We start from the raw sequence: 25461 nt of genomic DNA, 5'->3' as shown, positions 1-25461 counted from the left end.
CACGGCGCACCCACGATCCAGCGGAGGACTCCATGAAACTCACCCCCATTGCAATCGCACTGGCCACGCTTGCCCTGTCGGGCTGCGGCGGCAGCGATTCCGGCAGCAGCGCCAGCACATCGCCCGGCACCAACGTTCCGGCAGCACAGACCGTCAGCGGCGTCGCCGCCGCGGGCGCGGCCATGCAAAGCGCGACGGTCACGCTGATGGACGCAGCCGGCAAGTCGGTCGACTGCCCGGCCAACGCCACCACGGGGGCTTTCCAGTGCACGGTCACGGGTCTTGCCGCGCCGTTCGTGCTGTCGGCGGCCGGCAACGTGGCCGACTCGCAAGCCACGCTGATCGCGCTGTCCGCCAGTGCCGGCAGCCAGACGATCAACATCACGCCCATCACCAATGCCATTGCCGCCACCATCGTGGGCGACAACCCGAGCAAGCTCCTGGGCAACACGGGCCTGCTGCAGAGCAAGGTGACCGCGCAAACCGTCTCAAGCACGGTGGCCGCCTATGCCGCCGCCCTGGCCGACCTGCTGGCCGCCACCGGCAACACCGGAGTGGATCTGATCTCGGGCCCGTTGACGGCCGGCGCACCGGGCCTCGATCGCCTGCTCGATCAGCTGAAGGTGAACGTGCTGCCGGACGGCAGCGTGCAGATCAGCTCCGTGGCAGGCGCGTCCAGCGATACGCCTGCGCAATTGCAGCTCGCGCCGGGCGTCGCTCCACAGCCCAGCGACAAGGCGAGCCTGCCGAGCGTGGCGACCATCAATGGCAACCCCGTCGCCAATCTGCCGACCGCCTCGGACCTGGCCGCGTTGCAAACCGCGCTCAACCAGTGTTTTGCCGGCTCGACAGGCTCGGCGCGCACAGGGGGCAGCGTGCCCGTTTGCGGCCAGATCTTCGTGGATGACGTGGCCAATGGCGCGCTCATCAACGGCGTGCCGTCGGCCTACTTGAACAACGGCATGACGGCCGACCAGGAATTCGGGCCCGCATCGGGCGGGGGCAACCCGGGCCTGTTTGCCGATGACGCGATGAACAACGCCAGCTTCAGCCTGCCGGAGATCATCCGCGTGGCGTCCAACAGCGGTGACACGCTGTGGGTCAAGCTCGCCTGGACCCGCGCCGATGGCCTTCGCGACGGCATGCAGCAGCATGTGCAAGTGGCGGTACAACCTGCCTCGCGCGCCAGCGGCGACAATGGCTGGCGCATCGTCGGCAACCAGCGCGCCGTGTTCACAAAAGTCAATGCCAATGCGCAGAAGTGGGACTGGCTGAACAGCGCCACCGCAATGACGGGCACCAACGCGTTTGTCGATTCGATCAACATGCAGGTGGGCGTCGTGGATGCCGCTGGCACGCCCGTCGACTTTGCGATTGTTACCGGCCCCGGCCTGCGCAATGGCGTGTTCCTGCAGCCGTCGTCAGGCACGTGCGACACACTCAACATCCGCGCCCAGGTTGGCGCGAGCCAGACGGCAGCACAGCTTGCCTTGCTGGCCAAGCAAAGCGCCTGCCGCAATAACTTCCGCCTGGCAGGCGTGGCACAAGACCCGGCCAACCAGGGCAGCTTCACGTGGCCCGGCGATGCACCGCGCAACAACACGGCCTGGGCCAAGCCGCAACTGACGGCATCGGAGCTGGCGACCATCACGCCGTTCAGTGCGTACACGATCGCCATCTATCAGGGCGGTGTCACCAGCCAGCCGTCCAAGACGTACACGGTGCGGCTGCGCACGCCGTCGCCCTCGCCCGATGCGCTGCGCCAATACACGTGGCAGGACATCTCGCAGACCACGCGCGACATCCTCACCCCGGGCACGGCATCAACGTTTGCAGGCGGCGCCACCTTGCCCGTCACGTGGACGACCAAGGCGGGCGTGCCCTTCGTGAAGCGCGTCAACGTGCAGATTCGCGCAACGGCTTCGGGCCAGCCGACGGTATTCGTGAACGGGGTGGGCCGCGCCGCACCGGCCGCGCCCGGGACCACGCTCACCGTCAATGTAGCGGGCGACCAGGGGGTGGCTTTCCCCGCAGTGACGGGCTGGTCGGGCACGCAAGACATGTCGTTCACCAACATGTCGTGGGCAGACCCGCTGGATCTGAACTTCACCACGTCGGTCGAATACGACCGCTAATACGCAGGAACGCAGCAACGCAGGGCACACACGGGGAAGTGCGGTGATCGGGCCCGCAAGGCGTCATGCCGGGCGCCCTGCGGGCCACGATCAACCCACCGTCGTCTCGAACACGCGCCGGCAACTGCGCATAGCTGGTGAACACCGGCGGCCGGGTAAAACCGCGCATGTCGGTGTCCAGCCCCACGTGCGCCACGCCCACCACATCGGCCATGCGCTTGATGCCCATCGCCATGGCATCGAGATTGGGAAGATCCGCCGTATTGGGCCACACGCCAATCACACCGCCAATGTCCGCTACCGCGCGCGCATGCGGCATTGACCGGACGGCGGGCGGACGTTTAGGCTGGCGCGCTCACCCACCCGCATGCACGCGCCACGATCTTCTACTACGTCCGCGCCATCATGGGCCGGGCGCCGCTGCCCGGTTCCAAGCCTACCAATCGACCTCAATGTTGGCATTGGTGGCGTTGTTCACGATGTTGTTGATCTGCGTCCAGACGGCGCGGTCGTAGTCATCTCGGTCGGTGTGCTCGACACGCATGATGGCGGGGCCGTTGGAGTAGAAGTGTCCGAGCAGATCGCGGAGTCCGCGCTCGTTGAGCCGAATACCGACGATGAAACGCTGATCACTCAGGGCGATGGGCGCAGCGTACGTCTGCAGATTGGTATGCAGGCTGCCGGCCGAGACGTTGTTCTGGGTGAATTCCAGTTGATAGATGCGCAATGCTTGGGGCATGGTGGGCTCCGCAAAGAGTGAAAGAAATGCCCCCGACAGACAGCAAACCGCAGAGGGCGAGACCACTCTATGGGCGCCATCGCTTCTGCCCTATAGCGCTTGCGTACCACGCGTTGGCCCGTGAGAAAGAGCACGGGCCTCGATCAATCCACCGTCGCCTCGAACACGCGCCGGTAGTTGCCGCCCAGAATCTGGCCAGTCTCGACTGACGGGTCAGCCTCAAGCGGCATCGCCCAGCCTTACATGTGGACGATCGTGTCTTGCAGCGCGTCGGCCTTGTACGTGGCGATGACGGACCGATCGATGAGCATGCGCACCCCGCAAAATTGAGCTGCGGTCTTGTGCGCGCGATCGGCCCATCGCTCTATCGCCGTTGCTTACACGCCCCTACAAAGCATGACGATCTTGACGTTCATGGCGCTCACTCCCAGAAGCCGATGTGCGATTGCGCGGCTTCGTCTTCGATGAGCGGGCCGTGCACGTCGATTTGGCGCTGGCCGCGTACAAACACCTCGCGGCACGGCAGCGAGAACGTCGGGTTTTCTGGGTGGTCGCCCGTAAGCGTCAACAGGTGATGCTCCGACAGCGCATAGACCACGCGGCCGATGTTGCACCAGTAGATGGCGCCCGAGCACATGCAGCAAGGCTCGGCACTGGTGTACAGCGTGCAACGCGCAAGCTGCTCAGGAGACAAGATCTTGGCTGCTGCCGCCGCGGCCGCCAGCTCGGCATGCTGCGTGGGGTCGCCTTCGGGCGGCATCGAGTTATTGCCCGCGCTGGCGATCACGTTGCCGTGTTCATCGGCCACCAGTGCGCCGAACGGATGACGGCCGCGCTTGCGTGCGTCGTCGGCCACCGCAATCGCCTGGCGCAACAGTGCCATATCGAGATCGGTCAGTTGGGATGGCGTGTGGGGTTCACGTGCGTTCACGATGGAATCCTTGGTGTGAGACATCGACGAAAGAAGCCGGTGTCATTCAGCGAATGCTGTCTGGGCAAAATCGCGCACGATCTGACTGTCCGACACGCCACAAGATGCTGGAAAGCAGCCGCAACGGCAATCCCACCACGCTGTAGCGACGCCATTTGCGCTACGCTTACGGCCTTCCGCCTGACCTCGCTTTCATCGCCTTTGCGTCACCTCATGCCCACGCTGCAACACGTCGACCTACGCACGGACCCCGCCGCCCGCCCCTTCGTCAAGGACGAGACCGTCCACGTCGACTTTGCCACCGAAGCCGGCGAGCTGATGAGCCTGGAAGGCCCCAACCGCTATGCTCCCGACGATGCGCTGATCACCGGTTCAACGGGCGACCGCTGGGTGGTCTCGCGCGAACGTTTCGATGCGAAGTACGTCCCCGCCGATGCATCGCTCGCACATGGGCAGGCCGGCGCTTATCGCAACCGCCCGAGCGTGGTGCTTGCCAGGCAGATGAGCGAAGCGTTCTCGATGGCGCGCTCCGAAGCCGGCGATGTGCTGCACGGCCAGGCCGGTGACTGGGTACTCCAATACGCCCCCGGCGACTACGGGGTCGTGCAGGCGCAGCGCTTCGCCAAGGTCTACCGGCCCGTCTGAAGCGTTACTGCGCCGTCTGCTGGCGCTCGGCTTCGTGGCGCTTCATCTGCAGGTAGTCCTGCCGCTCCACTTCATGCAACTGGCGCGGGTACTGCTCGGTGGCGTTGAACCACGTGTTCAGCCGCTGCTGCAGGCGCTTGTCGGGCGGCGCCGACAGCGCCTTCAGATAGGCATCGATGGCGAGGTAGTAGCGCATTGTGTTGCGCTCAAGCAAGCCGCGCACCCCGCCCACGTATTCAGGTGTGGCGGCTGAGGATTCTGCCGTCTTTGTAAAACCCACTTTGTCGCTGCCGACCGTGCCCAGATACGTGCGCATGGCGAGCCGCCCTGCGGTGCCATAACCGTACGAGTACGTCAGATGCAGAAAGGTGTGATTGCCGCCGGCCGGGGCCGGAATGGCCTCCAGCATGATGCGGTAATCCTTCGTGCTGAACGGGCCGGACCCGGCATTCAGTTCCACGCGGAAGTAGCCCGCGCTGCTGGCAACGGGGCGGTAGTTGAACTCCAGCCGATAGCTGCTCGACAAGCTCTGCTCAACCTTGCGGCCCAGATTCACGTCGAGCACGGTGCCACGGGGCCCGGACCCGGCGCGGCAATACTTGATGTTCAGGTGCAGGATCAGCACGTCGCACCAGTTGCCGGGGCCTTGCGTCGCGTCACTCAAGGCGCCGCTCACCGTAGCGAACGGGTAATCGATCACGCTGTAGATGTCGCCCTGGAGCATGTCGGGCGTCTCGGTGGATTCCAACACCAGCGGGCGGTGGAACGGGTTGTCAGCCAACTGGGACGCCACGCTCTCATATTTGTCGCGCAGGCCCTGCGCATTGTCTGCCGCGCGCGAGGCAGTGCTCAGGCATAGGCCGGCCACGAGCGCAAGCAGGGCAATCGGGCGCAGCCAAGCGGGATGTCGGTGCAAGGTCATAAACGGCGTTTTTGTGGAATTGGTCTTCATTCTAGGAGGCGCTAACGCCCACAGTCTCGCAACAAATGGGCCTGCGGATGCACATCGGCCATGCGGCGTTCTGTCATCACGACAGCCAAGGCGTGCTCCGATGCGGCTCGGTAAAATGAACGCTTCTTCGCCTCGTGCTTCCCGGCACTTCCGGCACCATGCCCTCGCCACTCGCCGCCATTCGCGAACGCATCGCCAACCAGGTCCGCGGCCTTACGCGTGCCACCGGCAGCCTCACCCTCGACATTGCCTCGCCGCCGGGCGATCCGGGCCTGTTTGGCCCCGACGCCGTCTGCTGGAAGGTGCATGCCGATTTTCCGGCGATGATGGCCGGTGGCATCAGCGCGCTGTTGTTGCAGGCGCTGCACCCGCGCGCGCTGGCCGGCGTATGGGACCACTCGAACTTTCGCGAAGACCTGCAGGGGCGCCTGGGCCGTACCGCGCAGTTCGTAGCCGGCACCACGTATGGCAGCCGGCATGATGCCTTGGCGCTCATCGAGCGCGTGAAGACCATCCACGACCGCGTGCAGGGCATCGCGCCCGATGGCCGGCCGTATTCAGCCAACGACCCAGACCTGCTCACCTGGGTGCACGTGGCCGAGATGTCGAGCTTCCTGGCAGGCTATCTGCGCTACGTGGATGGCAACCTGAGTATCACCCAGCAGGATCGTTATTTTGAAGAGACCGCGCTTGTGGCCGAGATGCTCGGCGCGCGCGACGTGCCGAAATCGCGGGCGGCCGTGCAGACCTATCTGAATGCGATGCGCGCCGAGCTGGTGGCCAGCGATCGCACGCGCACGGTGGTGGAGGTGTTGATGACGTGGCAGGCGCCGCGCCCGGGGTTGCGCCCGGCAGTACGCCTCTTCCTGGATGCGGGCATCCAGTTGCTGCCGCCGTGGGCAATACAAATGCTCGATCTCAAGCGGCCGCCGCTGCAGGCGGCCATTGCGTCAGCGGCCATGCGCACCGTGGCGCCCACGCTGCGCTGGGCGCTCTACGAGGGTAGCGTCGCGCGCCGGGCTCGACACCGCGCACTGGCGCCCGCCACGAGCTAGTGCGTCCGCGCGCTACTCGATGGCTTCGGCAAGCGACACCTTGCCGCGCAGCACCTTCTCTTCCAGCCGGATGATCAGCAGCGGCGAGACCACCGACACCGCAGCCGCAAAGAAGAACAGATGCCTGAAGGCGCTCTCGCCCGCGCGCTGCAAGGCCTCGGCATCGGCACCGCTGCTGGCAAGCGCTGCGTGAAAGAGGTCCATCAGCACATCGCCGCCGGCCGCCACATGCGCTTCAGGCGCAGCCTGACGCAGCAGCGCAATCAGCACGGAAGTCAGCACCGCCACACCCACCGCGCCACCCAGCAGACGCGAGAAGGCGGTAAGCGCCGTGGCCAGGCCCACCGTCTGCGGCGGCACCGCATTTTGCGTGGCCACCAGGCCGGTCGGAAACTGCACGCCAATCGCCAGGCCGAGCACGATCATCGCCAGGGTCAGCGGTAATACGCTGTGCGGGTCCAACAAACCCAGCGAAGCCACGGCAAACGGCACCACGCATGCGCCACCCAGCATGAGCGGCTTGTAGCGGCCGCTGTGCGTCATCCACTTGCCGGCAATGAAGGCGCCAAGCGGAATCGACAGCGTGAGCGGCACGAGGCGCAGCGCCGCAGCATCGGGGCTGGCACCCGCCACCATCTGGAAACGCAGCGGCATCAGCACCGACGTGGCAATCAGTTGGAAGAAGCAGAGGAACAGCGCCAGGCAGCAAATCGTGACCGTGCGCACCCGGAACATCGACAGCGGAATGATCGGCTCGACGGCACGGTTCTCTTGCCAGACAAATGCGCCCAGCAGCAGCACGGCACCCGCCAGCAGGCCAAGGTTTTCGGGCTGCGTGAGCGGCGTGCCCTGCCCCACACGGGTAATCATCAACAACAGCGCAGTCAGGCCCCCGGCAAACAGCACCACGCCCGGCACGTCGATGGGGCGACGCTGATGCGCCACCGGCAGATGCCGCAGCGTGCGGCGCACGACCAGCAGCGCGACGATGCCCAGCGGCAGGTTGATCCAGAAAATCCAGCGCCACGACAGGTAATGCGTGAGATAGCCGCCGATCACCGGACCGGCGAGGCTGGCCATTGCCCACATGCCGCTCACGTAGCCCTGATAGCGCCCACGCTCGCGCAGCGGCACCACATCGGCAATCGTGGCCTGCGATACCGAAATCAGCCCGCCGCCGCCCAGCCCTTGCAGCACGCGTGCGAACAGCAGCATCGGCATGCTGGTCGCCAGTGCACATGCCACCGAAGCCAGCACGAACAGGACAATGGCCGTCGTCAGCATGGCGCGGCGGCCGTAGAGGTCACTCAACTTGCCGTAGATGGGCGTCACCACCGTAGACGCCACCAGATACGCCGACACCAGCCACGCCATCAGCGCAAAGCCGTTGAATTCGCCCGCGATCACGGGCAACGCCACGGCAACAATGGTTTGCTCCAGCGCGCCCAGCAAGATGGCGAGCATCAGCCCGCCCATCACCGCCATCACCGGAATTTCAGCCACCGGTGGCGTATCCAGCGGGCTGGATACCGCTGCGATGGGCGCGGTAGGCGTGTCTGGCTTGGGCGGTTCAAGGCTGGGGCGGGAAGACATGGGAATGTGCGCGAATGCCGCTCAGGCACCCGCGCCAATGGGAGAAGCGAAGCCGTTGATGATACTGCCGATTCCCATTCGTTGCAGAGTCAACGATCGGGTTGCCGGACGATGTCCTCATAACAGCGGCTGACATTTGCCGTCATGCCGGGCAACTCTTCTGCGAGGAATTCGATGAACGCGCGCACGGCCGGCACCAGCCCGCGGCGTGACGGAAACACCGCGTGAAACTGGTGCACTGGCAAGCGATATTCCGGCAGCAGCACGACCAGCCGGCCATCGCGAACCGGCTCCGCGCACAGGTTGAACGGCAGTTGCGCAACGCCAATGCCGGCCAGCGCCGTCTGCCCCATCAGGTACAGATCATCCGTCACCAGCGCGGGGGTGTATTCGATATCGACCGCGCCGCCTTCCGGGGCGGTCAGGCGCCAGCGCGTGCGCTCCCCGGCCGCACCGTCAACGCCCACGCCAATCGCGCCGCGCATCGATTCCGGCGTCTCGAACGGGCCATGCTCGGCAACAAATGAGGGGCTGGCGACGAGCACCTGATCGCTCACGCCAAAGCTGCGCACGACGAGGTTGGAGTCGTCCAACGCCGAGCGCACGCGCAGCGCCACGTCGTAGCCGTCGCCAATCACGTCGACACGACGGTTTGTCACGTCCAGCTCCAGTCGTACATCGGGCTGCGCGCGCAGGAACTTCGACAGCACGGGCGCGATGAACACGTGCGCAACGCCCACCGGACAGCTCACGCGCAAGCGGCCGGAAGGTTTTTCGCCGGCGTGCTCGGCCACCTCAAAGGCAGCGCGAGCGGCCTGCGTCATCGATTCGCAATGCGTAAAGAACGCCGAGCCCACGTCCGTCACATGCACCGCCCGCGTTGACCGCTGCAGCAGCCGCACACCCAGACGCGTTTCGAGATCGGCCACGCGGCGGCTCACGCGCGATTTTGGAATCCCCAGCGCCCGAGCGGCGCCGGAAAAGCTACCGTGCGTCACCACACTGGCAAACAGGACGAGGTCGTTCAGGTCTTCCATGGCCGTTCTCCGAAGCACGGGCGCATTGTCTCACCGGTAGAACGATGTGTGTCGATTAGACCCACTACTGGAACTCGCTGCATCGCACTATCTTTCCAGCAACCCACCTTTTTCTTGGAGAGACACCATGCAAGTCCTTCACATTGATTCCAGCATCCTCGGTGACGCCTCGGCCTCGCGCATCCTGAGCGCCGCCATTGTCGACGAGCTGCGCCGCGAACACCCGAGCGCCACCGTTGTCCACCGTGACCTGTCGGTCGAAGCGATTCCGCACCTGGACGGCGCCATTGCCGCCGGCTTCCGCGCCACGGGCGCCGATGATTTTGACGACGCCACCCGCGCCGAGCACGCCCGCTCGGAAGCGCTCGTAAACGAACTGCTCGCCAGCGACGTGATCGTGGTTGGCGCGCCGATGTACAACTTCTCGGTGCCGAGCCAGCTCAAGGCCTGGATCGACCGCGTGGCGCAAGCCGGCCGCACGTTCAAATACACGGAAAACGGCCCTGTTGGCTTGGCCGGTGGCAAGAAGGTGATCGTTGCGTCGACACGCGGCGGCATGTACTCCGCCGGCCCCGCAGCCGCCATGGATTTCCAGGAGGCGTATCTGAAGACCGTGTTCGGTTTCTTCGGCATCACCGATGTGCAGTTCGTACGCGCAGAACGCCTGGCGATGGGCCCGGACGCCCGCACGCAAGCGTTGGAAGCAGCACACGCAGCCATGCGCGACGTTGTGAGCCAGGCCGTGGCTGCCTGAGCGAACGCGATTGCGGAGCAACGGGACGCGCCGCACTCCGCCTCGCAGAATGCCAAACGGGCGCCAGCAGCAATGCGGCGCCCGTTTTCGTTTTTACTGGCGTGGCTAGAAAGTGGGATCGGCGCAGATGGCCGATCGACAAATCACTCGTCGCGGTGTTCGCGTGCCTGGTGCATGGCTTCGAGCAGACGGCGCGTACGCAGCTTGCTCCACATGACCGGCACGATGATCGCAGTGGCAATCAGGCACGGTGCGACCCAGGCAATGGTGGATTCCAGAAAATTCGTCATGATGCGTCCCCCGATGTGTTGCCGATGCGCACGGTTGGGCGGCGCGCATCGCATAGTCCCCGCAGGGCTTCGCTGTCTCGACTGGGCCGAGACGCCCTGACATCTATATGGACGGCTATCGGCGCCGGGCGTTCAAACCTGAAGCCCAACGTTTGCCGTTTGTTGTATTTCCCGCCGATCTCGACGATCTGTCAATAGTGTGGCGGTAAGTTCGTGGAACATTGTGGCGCTGCGCTGACAGTGCCTGACCGCACCCGATCCGCTCCACAGTCTGATCGCAAAAGTAACGGCAAATTACGGCGGCCGCGGTGCAAGCGTTGCCACCCCTGGGGCAGACGGTGAATTACCGGCCTGGGCGTCACAGTTTTGCTTACAAACGGTAAAGCGCAGTTGCGAGCCGTTTCCATACAGTGAGGCCAAGTCCAACGATCACTACGGAGCCTCACCATGAAACGCACCATCGCCCTGCTCATCCTTGCTGCTGCCGCTACCTCTGCGCTGAGCGCATGCGTGGTGGTGCCGGCTGGCGGCTATTACGAACGCCCGCACTACTACCATCCGTATTACCGCGGCTATTGATCCACGCATTGCGCGGCGCGGCCTGCATGCCCGCCGCTTATGCCTTGCGCGCCTGCAGCATGCGGATGCGCGCGACGGCCTGGTGGTCGGTCGTGGCGGCGTCGTAAAGGCGCGCCAGGTCCGCCTTCAATGCCGTGCGCGAGCCGCCGTCGAGGTACACCATGTGCCCCGATGGATAAAACCCCGCCGAGAGGTTCTTGCGCACACCCGCATCCAGCAACGGCATCGCCTTCAGGTCCAGCATGGTCTGGTAGAACGGCGTGACGAAGTCGTAGTAGCCGTTGGCTGAGAACACTTTCAGATCCACGTTCAGGCTCATCGTGGCGGCCAGGTCGCCGGCGGTGTAGAGCGCGACATTGCCGTTGGCGTCGAGCCCCTTTTGCGCGCCGGTGGGGTCGGTGTGGCGGAAGTCCCAATGGCGGAAGGCCTGGTCGTTCAGATCCGTGAAGGCCGAGTTGGACGTGAACTTCAGGTCGTCGTTCAGGTAGGTGTTCCACATGGCGGTGTAGACGCCGGACACCGCCGTCATGGTCGGATCGTTGCCACCGGAGTTCGGATCAACACTGGCCGCAATGCCGGTGTGGATGCCCGTGACGCGGCCGTCGTACGCACCCAGCGACAAGCCCTTGTCTGCCAGCAGCGTGGTCAGGAACAGCGACGTGCCCGCGCCGTCAGACGCTGCCACATCCAGCCGCCAGCCTTGCAACGTAGCCGCATCGATGCCGGTGTAGGCAGACAACGCTTTCAGCACGGCCGGATCGGCATGCGTGGGTTTGGCGAGCGCTTTTTCGTAATCGGTGCTGGCAAATACGGCGGCAGCTTCGGCAAAGTCGCCCACGTCGGCGGGCAGCGGGCCGCCTTTGGGTGAAGTTGCACGCTTGTGGAACCACGCATCTGCGGCACACGTCGGCAAGAGCCCAACCGGGTTGCCCGCCTGCGTGTAGTCGAGGATGGACGACTGCAGCGTGATGCCGTTCAAGTCCACCCCGTCTTCATGCAGCACGTACGAGAGCACGCAGGAACGCGCCGTGCCATAAGACTCGCCAAACAGAAACTTGGGCGAATTCCATCGATCATTGGCCGTCAGCCAGCGCTTGATGAACTGAGCGATGCTGCGTGCGTCCTGATCGACGCCCCAGAAATCGAGGTTGCGCTTGGGCGCAATGGCCGTCGAATAGCCGGTGCCGACCGGGTTGATGAAAACAAGGTCGGAGCGATCAAGCAGGCTGTCGGGGTTGTCTTCCATGCGATACGGCGCGGGCGGCGTGAACGACGGCATCGACGTCACGATGCGGCGCGGTGCAAACGACCCCAGCAGCACGAACACCGCCGAAGACCCCGGCCCGCCGTTATAGAAGAACGTCACCGGCCGCGCCTGCGCGCCGCCCGCGGGCGTGTCCGCCACAAATGCCACGTGGAACATCTTGGCCACGGGCTGCGAGCTGCTCGGGTCTACCGTGACGAGGTGGCCGGCATGCGCGGTGTAGGCGATGTCGCGTCTGCCAATGCGCACGGTGTGGTGCGTGATCGCCATGCCCTCGCTGGTGTCGGTCACGCTGTCGTCGGGGCCGTTGCCGTAAGCGGTCGGGTCGAAGAACGGCTGGTCAGTGGTAGTCATGCGTGCCTCGCTGCTAGAAAAGGTTCGCGATCGCGTCGCCTTTGGGGCTGCCCAGGCCTGTGCAGGCGTCCCAACCGGGCGCGGCGGCAAAGGTGCCGTTGTTGCCCTGCTTGATGTCGTTGAACGCACCGGGGTTCTGATACAGCCGTGCATGCAGATAACCCGCCGGCCGCCCCTTGATGGCGTTGATGCGTGCGATGAGCGCGGCCCACAGCGGTGCCGCGGCGCTGGTGCCACCTACCACGCCGGACTCGCCATCCACGCGGACGGCATAGCCGGTCAGCGGGTCGGCATCGGCCGAGACATCGGGCACGCCGCGCCGCGCCAGCGGCACACTCTCGCCGCCGGTCTGCTGCGCGGCCAGGCCCTGCTGCCAACTCGGCAACGCAAAGACGGTGCTCACCCCGCCGCCGCCCGCACCGCCTCGTGCGCCGTCGTTCCAGACGGTTTCCTCTGCGATGCGGTTTCCGCTGGCGCGCACGCTGGTGCCGCCGCATGCCAGCGCGTACGGGCTGGAGGCGGGAAAGTCGACGTGATCAGCGCGATCAGGCTGGCCGTCACTGGAGCCGCTGTCGCCCGAGGCCACACACACTGTCACGCCCATCGTTGCGGCGCTCTGCAACGCGGCGTTGACGGCCTGCATGGCCTGCGGCGTCCAAGCGCTCTCAGGCGCGCCCCAACTGATGGACACCACCGAGGGCCGCAGCTTGGTGTCATGGATAGCGGCGTTGATGGCCTGCACAAAACCGGCGTCGGTATTGACGGTGAAGTACACGGCCAGCGTGGCGCCCGGCGCCGCGGCGCCTGCCACTTCCAGGTCGAGCATGACTTCGCCGTCGGGCCCGCTTGGGTCGCCCGTTGGGCGGTTGGCGCCCTGCCCGACCGGTATGGCCGTCACTTTGGGCGTCGGCACGCCCAGCTCTTGGAAATACGCACGCAGATCGTCTTCCCGATAGCCACCGCCAAGCTCAACAAACGCAATGCACTGACCTGCGCCGTCGCCCTGCGGAAAGCCGTAGAGCTGCGCGAGCTGCACTGGCGTGTACGACGCGGCGGGCGCCGCGCGCGCGGGCCGGATGCCTCCCGGCTCCATCACCCCTGTTGGCAACGGCACAAAGCGAAAGTGCGGCGCCGCCTGCGGCCGCGAGTCGAGCCCCAGCACGGCCACGACCACGTCCTGCAACGACTCCGGCAACCGCAGCGGGCCGGAACGCCCACGGTATTCGCTGCCGCCATGTGCCACGCGATGCAGGTGCGTATCGAACGCCCGGCAGAACTGTTCGACGGAGCCTTCGAGCATGACGGTAGCGGCGGCCACGTTCACTTCGACCACTTGCAGGCCATGTTCGCGGGCAAACGTGCGGATGGCGTCGATGTCGTCCGTGGTGGCGCCAAACTGGGCGGCCCACTCTTCGCGGGTCAGGGGTGTGGGCGATGGCGTCCCGGCGGCATGCGCGTGGACAAATCCGGACAGGCGCGCATTGAGTTCAGCCTCGTTGGGGCGGCGCAATTGCACGAGCGCCCGGATCTGCTCGGTCGGATGCGCATCGCCGAGGATGCGTGCGTCTTCAGGAATGGTGCGCTCGCTGCCGCGCAGGGGGTGCCGGACCATGGGCCATCTCCATGTAGGTAGGTGGCCCGTGCGTCGCAACCGGCGTGCCGAGGGTGCCGACAGGATGCGGCGCCACCTGCAACCACGTTAGGCGATGGCTCGTCCGCTTGATCTACGGGGTTCGTCAGTCGGCGAAATCGGGGCTGCTGGCACCTTCTGCGGCATGCTGCGGCTTGCCCTCGGTAAAGGCGCGGCGGATCAGTGCGCCGCATGCCGCGCTGCGCACATAAGCCCGGGGGGCAAGGGTCTCGCGCACGAGCATGCCGTAGTGGCGCTTGTCAGCGGTGATCCACGGGTAGAAGCCGAATGCGCCGGCCGAGCTGAACGCGCCGTCGCCGCCGGGCTGGTCCTCGATCCAGTAGTTGAGCGCGTAATGCCACGGCAGCGCGGCCGGGGTGCTGACAGCGGTCGAGCACGTGCCCGGCTCGGTGCACACGGCATGCTGGCCGAGCATCTTGCCGAGCTGGTATTCGCCGCGAATGAGGCGACGCAGGAACTGGCCATAAGCCGCCGGCGTGGCGATCATTCCGCCCGCCGGCTCGGGTGCGAGGTAGCGGATGCCGAGCGGCCGGCCGGCATCGCGCAGGCCCGGCGCATTGGCAAGCTGGCGGTCGAGGTCGTTGTTGAGTGCCTCGGCGTCGGCCCGGCCCAGACCGAGATCCATCAGCAGCTTCTGATCATGGCCGCCGTTGTAGCTGAAACGGCCGACGTGGCCCGGCGTGAAGGTGGCGTTGCGACCGCGCCCAAAGCAGCTTTGCACGGTGTCGTTGCGATTGCACAGCAACGGATTGAGCCCGTCGTAGCCAGAGCGCATGGTGAGGGCGTCGATTTCGGCAGGTGTGGGCTTGCCTTGCGCACGCTCCACCACGTAGGCACCAAACACCCATTTGGATGCCGATGCCAGCCGCACCGTCTTGTTCGGGCCGATCCGCTGGCCCCGCTGCCCGTGCATCAGCTCGCCATGGGCGTCACCGATTTCCCAGTAGTAATCGCCCAGACGCTGACAACTGCCGGCATTCGCGAGTGTGGATTCCACGGCGGCACGGCGCATTGCCAGGCTCGGCGCGGCAGCGTGCGCGGCGGCCGTTGCCACCAACGCTGCCAATGCCATCAAAGCGGCGCTCCCCCCTCGCCCGAATCCTGCGAACGCCCTGCTATTTCGGGCGCGTCTTGCTTGCGTCATGTCGATGTCCTGCTCGTTCTCTGGTGCCTTGCCAGCCCGGCGGCACTGTACCGCAGCGCGCGCGGCATTTCGCTGTTTTACGCTGGGGCGCCTGTTGCTGTGCAGTCTTGCAACATATGGGACCCGGACGCGCATGACTGTATCGACGGTACCTTGCGGGCAGGTTGCGAGGCACGATCGGCGTGCGTTTCAAACGTAAGCGTTTGCGCATCGATTAATCATCTTGGCAGGTGATGAAAATCGCTTCATATTTGAACCCCCAATATGTCCTAAACCTCCCGTTATGAGCCAAATGGAGGATAAGAATCATGCCAAGGGTCGCTAGCGGTCTGCGTAGAGTGTCCTAGAATGCAACCCAAGAATAGTAGAGTTAAATATAAGTAAATACGCGGCAGCGGCGAGCTTTCGGGAGCGGGCCATGGGAACAATCAAACGGGGAACAGTGAGCTTGAGTGCTCGCCTGGGGTGGGAACGTCACCCTGCTAATTGGCAGGTAATTCCTACGCGTCGGCGCCTTTTTCAAACACGCCTTCCGGCGACGCGCGCCTCCACCGTTTTGCTTTGGCTTCTGGCCATCTCGATTACCGTCGGTGTCGGGCTGATGCACCAATTGTGGTAACCAAAAAAACATAACGGAATTTTGTACGGGGAAGGTCGCAGCGCGAGAGCGAACCCGCAGTCAACTACCGAATTGACAGACCGTATAACGGCACCGAGGGATAGTCCGACCCGCTTCACTGGGTCAATCGCATCCGGATGGATTCAACATCTGGAGCATCGTCATCCCTCCATTCGGAAATAACGCTCCTGCATGTGGCCACTGCGCCGCGAAAGCGGCATGTGGGGCACGCCGCTCAAACGGCACGCCTGATCAATGGGGGAGCATCATGAACATTTCATTCACCGGCAAGACCTTCAGGTCCGTAGGCGACCTGTTCTTCCAAGCCATTGTCGACGGCAAGGTCGTGAGTTGTTTCGTCACGTCCGAAGCGCTGTCGCTCTGCGATTGCGCGCATCAGAAGATCACGGCCGAAGAGGTCTATCGCAATTACCGCGACTGGATCGAACTGGCGGCGTCGGACCTGATCCGCGCTGGCTCGCTCGCCCCGGTCATCGTGCGCGGCCGCGACCTGGCCGCTTCACGTGCATCGCTGCCGCACGGTGGCGTGCCGGCTTACGATCTGGATCGCGCGCGTCAACTGCGCCTGGTCCCACGCTCGTCGCGCTGATATCCGTCAGCGCTGGCGCAGCGGAACGTGCGGTCGGGGGGCCGCACGTTCCGTGGGTGCCAAAGCGCAACGCTCGGATCAATCGGCCGGGAAATCCTCTTCCCAATATTCCTGCAGGTTGCGTACGCCCGCGGCGCTTTCGCTGCGCGTGGCTTCACGCATGCGCAGTTCGACGCGCCGGATTTTGCCCGAGATGGTTTTGGGCAGATCGGCAAATTCGATGCGGCGCACGCGCTTGTAGGAAGCCAATCGGCTGCGGCAAAACCGGAGGATGTCGCGCGCCAGCTCCGGGCCGGCTTCGTGTCCTGCACGCAGGACCAGGAACGCTTTCGGCACGGCCAGGCGCAACGGGTCGGGGCTTGGCACGACGGCGGCTTCGGCGATGGCCGGGTGTTCGATCAGCACGCTCTCCAGCTCGAATGGGCTGACACGGTAATCCGATGCCTTGAACACGTCATCGGCGCGGCCGACGTAGGTCAGGTAGCCGCCGGCATCGCGCGCGGCAATGTCGGAGGTGTGATACACACCGCCGCGCATGGCTTCGGCGGTTTTGTCCGCATTGCCGGCGTAGCCCTCCATCAGGCCGGTCGGGCGTGAATTCAATTCGATGCAGATCTCGCCCTCTTCCGCCTCGTGGCCGTCGGGGTCGCGCAGCGTGATGCGGTAGCCCGGCAGCGGCCGGCCCATCGAGCCTGCCTTGACCGGTTGCCCGGGGCTGTTGCCGATCTGACAGGTGGTTTCGGTCTGGCCGTAGCCGTCGCGGATGGTGATGCCCCAGGCCGCGCGCACGCGTTCGATCACCTCGGGATTGAGCGGCTCACCGGCGCCCACGAGTTCGCGCAGCGCGGGCTTCCATGCGGCCAGGTCTTCCTGGATCAGCATGCGCCACACCGTGGGCGGTGCGCACAGCGTCGTCACCTTGGCGCGGCAGAGCACATCCAGCGCCGCCTTGGGCTCGAAGCGCGCGTAGTTGTAGACGAAGACGGTGGCGCCGGCATTCCACGGCGCGAAGAAGCAGCTCCACGCGTGCTTGGCCCAGCCCGGCGAACTGATGTTCCAGTGCACATCACCCGGGCGTAAGCCGATCCAGTACAGCGTGGACAAATGCCCGACCGGATAGCTCGCATGCGTATGCATCACGAGTTTGGGTTTGGACGTGGTGCCGGAAGTGAAGTACAGCAGCAACGGATCGTTGGCCTGCGTTGGTGCATCGGGCGTGAATTCGGCGGATGCCTCGTAGGCATCTTCAAAGCGGTGCCAGCCGGGCGGCGCCTTGTCCGCACCGACTGCGATGCGTGTGAACGTGCCCGATACGGCGTCCAGCTTGGCGCAATCCGATGCGCCCGCCACCACGTGGCTCACCTCACCCATGGCAATGCGCTCACGCAAGTCTTCGGCGGTGAGCAGTGTCGTGGCCGGGATGATGACCGCGCCGATCTTGATGCTGGCGAGCATCACATCCCAGAGCCCCGGCACGTTGCCGAGCATGAGCAGGATGCGATCACCGCGCTGCACACCAAGCGCCCGCAAGTGGTTGGCCACGCGCGCCGAGCGCTCGGCCATCTGCGCGAACGACAGCCGCGTCTCGTTGCCCTGATCGTCGACCACCCAGAGGGCGATGCCGTCGTTGCCGCGCGCCATGGCGTCGAAATAATCCAGCGCCCAGTTGAAGCGGTCCAACTCGGGCCACGCAAAATCGCGCACAGCGGTGTCGTAATCCTCACGGTGCGCGAGCAGAAAGTCGCGGCACCGCAGGAAGGCGTCCAGCGATGTCATGCCTGTCTCCTGGGGTTCGGAGCGTGTTGTGCACGCTCTAACTGCACGCGCCTCGTCCGGGCGCTACGGAAACGCACCTGCAACCGACATCGCCACTTATAGGAGGAATTCTTCCGCCAGACCAGCCCGGATTCTCCCGAGCCATGCACTCATTGCGAGCGCGGCGGAAAACGCAGCGAGCGGCCGCCACCCAGGCTCAGCCACGCCCAGGCCGTTGCGGCAACCACGACACCCAGCACGACGATCCACTGGGCGCTGACCAGCATCAGCTCAATCGTGCCGGCCATGTCCGGGAGAATCTGCGGCCAGGCGGGCGCAAGCCAGCCGTCGGCGTCGAACCATGCACCGCGTCCGGCACCCGTGGCCAGCTCCACCGCCAGCAGCGCCGCATTGATCGCCGCGAACGCCATGCCGCTGTGTGCCAGCAGGCGGCTGAACACCGGCAGTTCATACAGGGGCTTCAGATATTGGATGTGCCGCGTGAGCGACCACGCGCACACGATGAGCAACGCAACGCTGATGGCCGCCATGGGCGCCGGAGTGCGCAGGCACACGCCCAGCGCGATCCACGCCAGCGCATTGATCTCGTGGCGCCGATAGATGCGCAACGCACGCGCCGCGTGCAGCAGGCCAATCGGCGGAACACCAGGGGGAACACCGGCAGACGCCATGATGTGCTCCATGAGCGGAGGGTTGGTGCGGCACCGCACGTCTATGGCGCTGTGCGGCCCGCAACTGCTTGCAGTGTACCGACGCGTTTTCACCCGCGCGAGTTCAAACAGCATCCCTCCGCCAAATGACGGACGCGCCACGCACTCAGGCCTCGCGCAAATGCTCGATCAACTGGCGTGCGAAGGCGGGCAGATCATCGAAATGGCGCACGCAGATGCGCAGCAGGCGCGTCGCCCAGGCGTCGGTCAATCGCACGCGGCGGATGCCCATGGAACGCTGCAGGCGGATTGCCGCATGCTCGGGAATGACGCCCACGCCCACGTTGCGCTCCACCATGCGGCACACGGCGTCGAAACTGCGCAGCCGCACGCGGTATTTGAGCCGATGGCCGGCGCGCGCGGCATGCCCCGCCAGATAGGCCTGCAAGGCGTTATCGCCTGTCAGCCCAACAAAATCTTCCTGCAAGGTTTCAACGAAGGCCAGCTCGCGGCGCTCGGCCAGCGGGTGGTCGCGCGCGGTCACCAGCACCAGACGGTCGTGGCGGAACGGAAAGGTCTCCAGCCCGGACAAGTCGACCGCATCGTTGACGATGCCGATGTCTGCCCGCCCCTGCGCAATCGCTTCGACAATCTCATGGCTGACCAGCTCTTCCAGGTCGATGTCGACTTCAGGATGTGCAGCCAGGAAAGCGCTGAGCGTTTCCGGCAAGAACTCGGTCATGGCCGCCGTGTTGGAAAGCAGCCGCACGTAGCCCTTGAGGCCACGCGCGTATTCGCCAAGCTCACCGCGCATGCGATCCATCTGCTGCAGGACAACGCGCGCGTGGTGGACGAGCGTGCGGCCGGCGGCGGTCGTTTCCACGCCGCGCCGGTTGCGCGTGAGCAACGGCACGCCGAGCGTGTCTTCCATGCCGCGGATGCGTGCGCTGGCCGACGCCAATGTCAGGTGCGCACGCTCGGCCCCCGCAGTGATGCTGCCGGCTTCGGCGGTATGGAGGAAGAGTCGGAGGTCGGTCAGGTCAAAGCGCACGATGCATCTCAAAATTGGCATGAGCCTCAGTTTCGTGCTGAGGCAAGGTCAATTTATCGCAGATTGCAGCGTAACCACCAGTGCCGGAAACTGAGGCATCTCAAAAACAAAACATATCCAAATTCGCCCCCCATGGAATCCGCCACGCTGCTGCTTTTTGGCGCGGGCCTGCTCGCCGGCATGATGAATGCGCTGGCGGGCGGTGGCTCGTTTGTCACCCTGCCTGCGCTCATGTTCGCGGGTGTGCCGTCGGTGTTTGCCAATGCGTCGAGCACGGTCGCGCTGTTACCCGGCGCGGCCACTTCAGCGTGGGCGTATCGCGCGGACTATCGCGGGTTCGGGCAGGTCTCGATGCGCGCCATGGTGGGGATCAGCCTGGTGGGCGGGCTGCTCGGCGCGCTGCTGTTGATGAACACGTCGTCCCGCGCGTTCGATTTCATCGTGCCGTGGCTTCTGCTGATCGGCTCGCTCGCATTCACGTTCGGCAAACAGGCCGGTGTGTGGCTGCGCCAGCGCATGCAGATCGGGCGGACAACACTGCTCGTCGCGCAAGGTGCGTTGGCCATCTATGGCGGCTATTTTGGTGGCGCGGTGGGGATCATGATGATGGCGGTCTGGGCACTGTTCGGCCACGACGACATCAAAGCATTGAACGCCTCGCGCACGCTGCTGGTGGGCGCGACGAACCTCGTGGCCGTAGCCTGTTTTGCACTTGCCAGGATGGTGTGGTGGCCACAGACGCTGGTCATGCTGGTGGCTGCCGCACTGGGCGGTTATCTGGGCGCGCACGTCGGCAAGCGTTTGCCGGTGCCGGTTGTCCGGGCGTTGATTTCCACCTTCGGCTTTTCGATGACAGCGCTGCTGTTCTGGCGCGCCTGGTCGCACGTTTAAGCATGAGGAGAACCGCCATGTCGCACATGCAGCCTCATCCGACGCACCGCACGCACGCACCACGCGCCTATCGTGATCCGCTGCCCCATCGGGATCGGGCCACGCGCAATACCTGGCACGCCCATCTTGGTGATACCCCATCTGACAAGCCGGAAATGGCCGGTGCGCAAGCGGTGTTCTACATCGCGCGTGGTGTTGCTCTCTTGCTGGCCGCCGTGGCGGTGGGCCTGGGTGCGGCATCCAATGATGCGGAGCGCGCGTCCGAGCAATACCCCCCTTCTTCGCACGCGACAACGCGCTGAGGGCGCGCTATCATCCGCCCCCCGCAGCACAGGCCCGTTCAATACAAATCCAGTATGGACCGGGCAAAGAAAAAGCCCGCGGGCCGGGGGGCGGGCGGGCTTAACATCTTCAGCCTTTGACGACGAAAGATGGTCGGGTGTGCTTTGTGAACGAGCAATGCGCCGGAATTCACAAAGCGAGGCCATTATAAAAAGTGCGCGCCCCCCGCCATACCCCAACAACGAGGGGGGTCCGCGTCGTTTTCTGATTAATCCCTGAGCGCCGTGTCCAGCGCCTGCAGCGTCAGCAACCCGCTCGATACATGGCGCTTGCCGTCAGGACGCAGGATGATCGTGCGCGGCATCTCGCCCTGCCAGCCAGGGTCGAGCGCAGCACGCAGGCGCTCCGGCATGTCTTCGGCATTGGCGTATTGCGGCACACGTGTAATGCCGATCTTTCCGTCGCGGGCCAGCGGCGCCAGCGCGCGGTTCAGCATCTCGGCCTGGTCGGGGCCGTCCATCGACACCATCACCACATCCACATCTTGCTTGGCGGTGCGCCGCCATTGCGCGATACGGGCGATGTTCTCGCGGCAGTAGCTGCATTCCAATGACCAGATTTCGACGATGAGCGGGCGCGCGTGCGGCGTCTGCAGCAGCGCAGGCACATCGCGCGCACGCAGCGGCTGGAACTGCAGCGCGCCTGCGGCCTGCGCGGCGAAGGTGGCGGCGAAGGTGGCGGCGAAGGTGGCGGTGAAGGCGGCGGCGGATAGCGCCACGCCCATCGCAAAAGATTTCCATCGAATGTTCATTTCGATGCCTCCAATGATGGATTGGACAGGGCGACATTACTGACATCGATCAGCCGATAGCCCTCGGCCTGCGTGCGCCACGACAGGTAGACATGGCCATCGCGCGCGAGCAGTTGCGGGTGATCGCTGCCGCCATCGGTGTTTGCAATGCTGGCCGGCGCTGTCCAGTGCGTGCCGCCGTCGGTGGATTTGCGCAGCAGGATCTGCATGCGGTCTTCGGCAAACTGTTTCCACACCAGCCACAGTGCGCCGTCCGCCGCCAGCAGCGCGGGGTGCGATGCCTGCGCACCGGCCTGTGCCGAACCGGCAAAGGACCATGCGCCGCCGATCGGCTTGCCGTCGGCCGAGAGCCGGCGGTAAAACAGGCCAGGCTTGTCCTGCAGCACCGAGAACCACGCCATGTGCCGCACGCCATCGGCCGTGACGGCCAACGCGGGGCCATGGTGCGGACACGCATCGACGCGCCATTCCGAGAACGTTGCGCGCGTGACGGCAAGCGGCGTGTTATCGATCGGTAATGTCGCCAATGCGTGGTCGCGAATCTGCCCGGCAAACACGTTGCGCCACAGCGCGAGCATGTGGCCGTCGGCATCGGGCGCCAGCGCAATGCGGCAGCATTCGCAGGTCTGGTCGATGACCTTGCGCTCGGGCGCGAAGGTGGCGCCGCGGTCGGTCGAAACGGTGTAGTACACCGCCGCGCCGTCGTACGGCTGTTTAGCCGCCTGCGCGCGCAGCAGGTCGCGCTTGTCGATCCACGTGATGAAGATGTGGCCCGCGCTGTCGACCGCGATCGAATCGAAGCGGTGCGTGATCGGCTGGCGGTCGTGGTGGACGGTGATCGGCGCGCTCCACGTCGTGCCGCCGTCAAGCGAGCGCGAGAAACGCACGAAGCCCGTGTACGGCGCATCGAGCGGGCGCGACCAGCTCACATACAACGCACCGTCCGGGCTGACGATGACCTTCGGACGGTTCTCGCCGTCGGTATAGATCGGCTCGGGTTGGGGGTTGATGCGCTGCGGCCTGGAGAACGTCTTGCCGAGATCGTCGGACGAGGCGATCACTACGTGCTGGCCTTCCGCCCAGGTCACCCACAAGCGCCCTGCCTTGTCGAACGCCGCGGTCGTCGCAAGCTGCGGTTTTGCGGCAGCCTTGCCTGCCATGGCGCCGTGGTCATGGCCTTCGTGCGCAAGCGCCACCGTTGCCGCAAGAGCCAGCAGCGCACCGGCAAGGAATCGAGGAATCGACTGCATTACAGGCGCCATTTCAGTTGTCCATAGAGGGTGCGTGACGGATACGGGTGGTACACGAAGTACCGCCGGTCGGTCAGGTTGTCGACGCCCAGCGCCAGCGTGATGTGCTTGTCGATGCGGTAGCTGGCCTTGAGGTCCACGGTGAAGAAGCTGCTGGTGCCACCGTAGACGTTCGGCAGCACATCGGTGTTGTCGAGGGTGCCGTATTGCCGCCCCGAATAGCGCACGCCTGCGCCCACCGTCCAGTCCTGCGTGGCGTGCCAACTGGCAAACAGGTTGGCACGCACGCGCGGCATGCGTGGCCAGGTCTTGTCGACGTAGGTGGGGTTGGCGGCGTCGGCCAGCGTTTTCGATTGCGTGAAGGCGACGTTGGCTTCAACGTCCACGCCGCGCACACCCGCATCCTGCAGAACGTCCTGCCCCGAATACGCCAGTTCGATGCCGCGCGTGCGCACGTGGTCCACGTTCTGTACGTTCGTCACGTTGGGCGTGACCGTGATGTTGGTCTGCGTGTAGATGCTGTCGCGCACGTCGCTCTGGAACAGGCTGGTACGCAGCACGCCGTAGGGCACGGCCTGTTCGACGGTGAAGTCGAGATCATTGGCGCGTTCAGGCTTGAGGTTCGGGTCGTTGTTGACGATCGTGTTGCCGCTGATCGTGCCCTGGAACAGTTCGGCCACCGTCGGAAAACGCACCGCACGGCCGTACGACAGGCGCAGCAGCGTGTCTTGCGTGGCCTGCCATTGGATGGCGGCCTTGGGCGAGAACGCGTCTTCGGTGCGGCTGGCGTAGCCCAACGTGCTCGTGCCGTTGCCCAGTTGGCCGTTGTAGGCGCGCCAGCTTTCGTAGCGCAGGCCCAGCGTGGCGAGCCAGCGCGGTGCAAACGCCCACGCGTCCTGCATGAAGACGGCCTGCGTTTGCGTGTCGCCCTGGTAGCTGGATTTGAGCGTCGATAGCGTTTCCGTCGACCAGTTGGTCGCGTTGAAGGTCTGGTTACGCAGGTGGTATTGGTCGTAGTGGTAGCCGGTCGTGAAGGTATGGCCGGACACCGTGGGCGACGTCGCCTTGATGTCGAAGTTGGACCAGCCCGTGCCGTCGCCGTAGAACACCGTGCCGGGCCCATTGCCAGCCGCCGTGTTGGACGCGCGCAGGATGTCGCGCGTGACGTTGTAGGCCGACGCGTTGGTGTCGATCTTCCAGCCACCGATCTTGCCTTTCACGCCCAGGCCGTAGAGCCAGTTTTCCTGATCGCCGTTTTGCGGCGCAAAGGTGTTCGGGGCGATGGTGTACGGCGTGCCGTTGATCAGCACATTGCCGCCCGTGACAGTGTTGCCGGCGGCATCGCGCAGGAAGCTGAGCGCCTGATCGTTGAAATGGTTTTCCCAGTGGCCCAGCGTGAGCGACGCCTCCAGGCTGTCGCTGAAGACGTAACCCAGGCGCACCGTCTCTTGCAGTTGCTGGGTCCGCTCCAGCATCTGCGGCCCGAGAATCACGCGCGGCTGGCCGTTGGGGCCCACATCCTGCCGCGCACCCGTGACCGGCACCGGCGTACCGCCTGCCGTGAACCTGGAGTTGGGCGTGGCGTATTGCATCGGCTGGCTATCGTTCTCCAGCCGGTCGACTGACAGCGCATACCAGAACTTGCCGATGCGGTCGCCCAGCGATGCGCTTTCGTGGTTTCCGGTGACGTTGCGCGAAAAGCCATATGCATCGTTGTAATGCTGGCTCATCACCTGCGTCTGCGCGGCGGCCTCGAATTTTTCGGGGCGGCGCAACGTCATCGCGATGGTCGTACCCATCGAGTTGCCCGGCAGCAGCGCCGAGAACGGTCCATACAAAATATCTACGCGCGCAAGGTCATCCGGCCCGACCATCGACCAGCGCGGCGGGTAGCTGTAGCTGGAGCCAAGCAGGTTCGAGAGCAGGATGCCGTCGGCATACAGCAGGCCGCGTGCACTTTGAATCTCGTTGAAATCGCGGCCGGCAAAGATGGAGTTGCGGTCGCCGATGAAGCGGCGGCGCACCATCACGTTGGGCTGGTATTTGACCGCGTCTTCGGTGGTGACGACGTTGCGGTCAGCCAGTTGATCGGCCGTCACGTTTTGCACGACCGCCGGCGTATTGCGGGCGAATGGAGTGGGGTTGGCGTTGGCCCGCACCACGGTGGGCGCGAGTTCCTGTGTAACAGGCACGGGCACGGGGGCCGCGTCTTCAGCAGCGACAACAGACAACGGTGCCGCCGCGCTCAGGGCGAGCGCAGCACGGCACACCAGCGTGCGCTTAGGGGCGGCGGCCCTGGCGCGCTTGTGGAATGACATCGGAAAGATCTCCGGATTGCGATGGCGTTGGCCCCAGGCGGGGCCAGACGCAAAGGCGCCACGGAGCTCATCCCCGCAGG

Annotated in this window: 24 protein-coding genes; 8 read left to right on the top strand and 16 right to left on the bottom strand. The window is 65.0% G+C overall.

Going from position 1 to position 25461, the window contains the following annotated elements:
• The first annotated feature begins 32 nt into the window (after positions 1-32).
• Positions 33-2135: a hypothetical protein gene (locus BG83_RS0120925; RefSeq protein WP_024978552.1), complete on the top strand. Its 2103-nt coding sequence runs from the start codon at positions 33-35 to the stop codon at positions 2133-2135.
• Here the strand turns inward: BG83_RS0120925 and BG83_RS29910 are convergent.
• From BG83_RS29910 to BG83_RS0120905, 3 genes are all read right to left on the bottom strand, one after another.
• The gene (locus BG83_RS29910) at positions 2107-2454 is read right to left on the bottom strand and encodes a membrane dipeptidase (RefSeq protein ID WP_024978551.1); all 348 of its coding nucleotides are present in this window, start codon (positions 2452-2454) and stop codon (positions 2107-2109) included. The two genes, BG83_RS0120925 and BG83_RS29910, sit on opposite strands and share 29 nt — an antisense overlap.
• Positions 2455-2571: 117 nt before the next feature.
• The gene (locus tag BG83_RS0120915; protein ID WP_024978550.1) at positions 2572-2874 is read right to left on the bottom strand and encodes a hypothetical protein; all 303 of its coding nucleotides are present in this window, start codon (positions 2872-2874) and stop codon (positions 2572-2574) included.
• Positions 2875-3295: 421 nt separating this feature from the next.
• Positions 3296-3757, bottom strand: coding sequence for a nucleoside deaminase (locus BG83_RS0120905; protein WP_235193240.1), 462 nt, complete (start codon positions 3755-3757; stop codon positions 3296-3298).
• A 261-nt stretch (positions 3758-4018) separates the two neighbouring features.
• Between BG83_RS0120905 and BG83_RS0120900 the strand changes: the two genes are divergently transcribed.
• Positions 4019-4450, top strand: a complete 432-nt coding sequence (locus tag BG83_RS0120900; RefSeq protein WP_024978548.1) for a PGDYG domain-containing protein — start codon at positions 4019-4021, stop codon at positions 4448-4450.
• Between the two features lie 4 nt (positions 4451-4454).
• On the opposite strand, the gene BG83_RS0120895 is transcribed toward BG83_RS0120900, so the two are convergent.
• Positions 4455-5372, bottom strand: a complete 918-nt coding sequence (locus BG83_RS0120895) for a hypothetical protein (RefSeq protein WP_080693717.1) — start codon at positions 5370-5372, stop codon at positions 4455-4457.
• A gap of 188 nt (positions 5373-5560) precedes the next feature.
• On the opposite strand from BG83_RS0120895, the gene BG83_RS0120890 reads away from it, so the two are divergent.
• Positions 5561-6457: an oxygenase MpaB family protein gene (locus BG83_RS0120890; RefSeq protein WP_024978546.1), complete on the top strand. Its 897-nt coding sequence runs from the start codon at positions 5561-5563 to the stop codon at positions 6455-6457.
• Positions 6458-6469: 12 nt separating this feature from the next.
• On the opposite strand, the gene BG83_RS0120885 is transcribed toward BG83_RS0120890, so the two are convergent.
• Both BG83_RS0120885 and BG83_RS0120880 read right to left on the bottom strand, forming a co-directional pair.
• Positions 6470-8050 (bottom strand): MDR family MFS transporter, encoded by a 1581-nt coding sequence (locus tag BG83_RS0120885; protein ID WP_024978545.1) that lies wholly within the window; start codon positions 8048-8050, stop codon positions 6470-6472.
• Between the two features lie 89 nt (positions 8051-8139).
• Positions 8140-9087: a LysR family transcriptional regulator gene (locus BG83_RS0120880; protein ID WP_024978544.1), complete on the bottom strand. Its 948-nt coding sequence runs from the start codon at positions 9085-9087 to the stop codon at positions 8140-8142.
• A 127-nt stretch (positions 9088-9214) separates the two neighbouring features.
• Here BG83_RS0120880 and BG83_RS0120875 point away from each other — a divergent pair, with 127 nt between their 5' ends.
• Entirely contained in the window at positions 9215-9841 is a 627-nt protein-coding gene (locus BG83_RS0120875; RefSeq protein ID WP_024978543.1) for an FMN-dependent NADH-azoreductase, read from the top strand.
• A gap of 143 nt (positions 9842-9984) precedes the next feature.
• Here the strand turns inward: BG83_RS0120875 and BG83_RS29730 are convergent, their stop codons facing one another.
• Positions 9985-10131 (bottom strand): hypothetical protein, encoded by a 147-nt coding sequence (locus BG83_RS29730; protein WP_037032136.1) that lies wholly within the window; start codon positions 10129-10131, stop codon positions 9985-9987.
• A gap of 447 nt (positions 10132-10578) precedes the next feature.
• Between BG83_RS29730 and BG83_RS30060 the strand changes: the two genes are divergently transcribed.
• Positions 10579-10710: a hypothetical protein gene (locus BG83_RS30060; RefSeq protein WP_024978542.1), complete on the top strand. Its 132-nt coding sequence runs from the start codon at positions 10579-10581 to the stop codon at positions 10708-10710.
• Positions 10711-10747: 37 nt separating this feature from the next.
• Here the strand turns inward: BG83_RS30060 and BG83_RS0120860 are convergent, their stop codons facing one another.
• The 3 genes from BG83_RS0120860 to BG83_RS0120850 all read right to left on the bottom strand — a co-directional run bounded on the left by BG83_RS0120860 (position 10748) and on the right by BG83_RS0120850 (position 15123).
• Complete coding sequence (locus tag BG83_RS0120860) at positions 10748-12457, bottom strand: S10 family peptidase (protein ID WP_235193231.1); 1710 nt, start codon at positions 12455-12457, stop codon at positions 10748-10750.
• Complete coding sequence (locus BG83_RS0120855) at positions 12342-13940, bottom strand: S53 family peptidase (protein WP_024978540.1); 1599 nt, start codon at positions 13938-13940, stop codon at positions 12342-12344. Before BG83_RS0120855 ends, BG83_RS0120860 begins: the two co-directional genes overlap by 116 nt.
• A 124-nt stretch (positions 13941-14064) precedes the next feature.
• Complete coding sequence (locus BG83_RS0120850) at positions 14065-15123, bottom strand: hypothetical protein (protein ID WP_024978539.1); 1059 nt, start codon at positions 15121-15123, stop codon at positions 14065-14067.
• An 887-nt stretch (positions 15124-16010) separates the two neighbouring features.
• Between BG83_RS0120850 and BG83_RS0120840 the strand changes: the two genes are divergently transcribed.
• A complete protein-coding gene (locus BG83_RS0120840; RefSeq protein ID WP_004627574.1) occupies positions 16011-16352 on the top strand; it encodes a DUF1488 family protein in 342 nt (113 codons plus the stop codon).
• Between the two features lie 78 nt (positions 16353-16430).
• Here BG83_RS0120840 and BG83_RS0120835 read toward each other — a convergent pair whose 3' ends face one another.
• The 3 genes from BG83_RS0120835 to BG83_RS0120825 form a co-directional block, all read right to left on the bottom strand.
• Complete coding sequence (locus BG83_RS0120835; protein WP_024978537.1) at positions 16431-18128, bottom strand: AMP-binding protein; 1698 nt, start codon at positions 18126-18128, stop codon at positions 16431-16433.
• A gap of 149 nt (positions 18129-18277) precedes the next feature.
• Positions 18278-18799, bottom strand: coding sequence for a hypothetical protein (locus tag BG83_RS0120830; protein WP_024978536.1), 522 nt, complete (start codon positions 18797-18799; stop codon positions 18278-18280).
• Between the two features lie 145 nt (positions 18800-18944).
• Positions 18945-19829, bottom strand: a complete 885-nt coding sequence (locus tag BG83_RS0120825; protein ID WP_024978535.1) for a LysR substrate-binding domain-containing protein — start codon at positions 19827-19829, stop codon at positions 18945-18947.
• Positions 19830-19961: 132 nt separating this feature from the next.
• On the opposite strand from BG83_RS0120825, the gene BG83_RS0120820 reads away from it, so the two are divergent.
• Positions 19962-20720 carry a sulfite exporter TauE/SafE family protein gene (locus BG83_RS0120820; RefSeq protein ID WP_024978534.1) on the top strand — a complete coding sequence of 253 codons (759 nt, stop codon included), beginning with the start codon at positions 19962-19964 and terminating at the stop codon, positions 20718-20720.
• 17 nt (positions 20721-20737) lie between these two features.
• Positions 20738-21022 carry a hypothetical protein gene (locus BG83_RS0120815; protein ID WP_024978533.1) on the top strand — a complete coding sequence of 95 codons (285 nt, stop codon included), beginning with the start codon at positions 20738-20740 and terminating at the stop codon, positions 21020-21022.
• A gap of 248 nt (positions 21023-21270) precedes the next feature.
• Here the strand turns inward: BG83_RS0120815 and BG83_RS0120810 are convergent, their stop codons facing one another.
• Genes BG83_RS0120810 through BG83_RS0120800 form a run of 3 tightly spaced genes read right to left on the bottom strand, consistent with a single transcriptional unit; the run spans position 21271 to position 25381 of the window.
• Positions 21271-21813, bottom strand: coding sequence for a redoxin domain-containing protein (locus tag BG83_RS0120810; protein WP_024978532.1), 543 nt, complete (start codon positions 21811-21813; stop codon positions 21271-21273).
• Positions 21810-23063 (bottom strand): sialidase family protein, encoded by a 1254-nt coding sequence (locus tag BG83_RS0120805; RefSeq protein ID WP_024978531.1) that lies wholly within the window; start codon positions 23061-23063, stop codon positions 21810-21812. Before BG83_RS0120805 ends, BG83_RS0120810 begins: the two co-directional genes overlap by 4 nt.
• Complete coding sequence (locus BG83_RS0120800) at positions 23063-25381, bottom strand: TonB-dependent receptor (protein WP_024978530.1); 2319 nt, start codon at positions 25379-25381, stop codon at positions 23063-23065. The genes BG83_RS0120805 and BG83_RS0120800 overlap by 1 nt, the downstream gene beginning before the upstream one ends.
• Positions 25382-25461 lie beyond the last annotated feature (80 nt).

Source organism: Ralstonia pickettii (genome assembly GCF_000607165.1).
GTDB classification, from domain to species: domain Bacteria; phylum Pseudomonadota; class Gammaproteobacteria; order Burkholderiales; family Burkholderiaceae; genus Ralstonia; species Ralstonia holmesii.
This window is presented reverse-complemented; position numbering and strand designations above follow the sequence as displayed.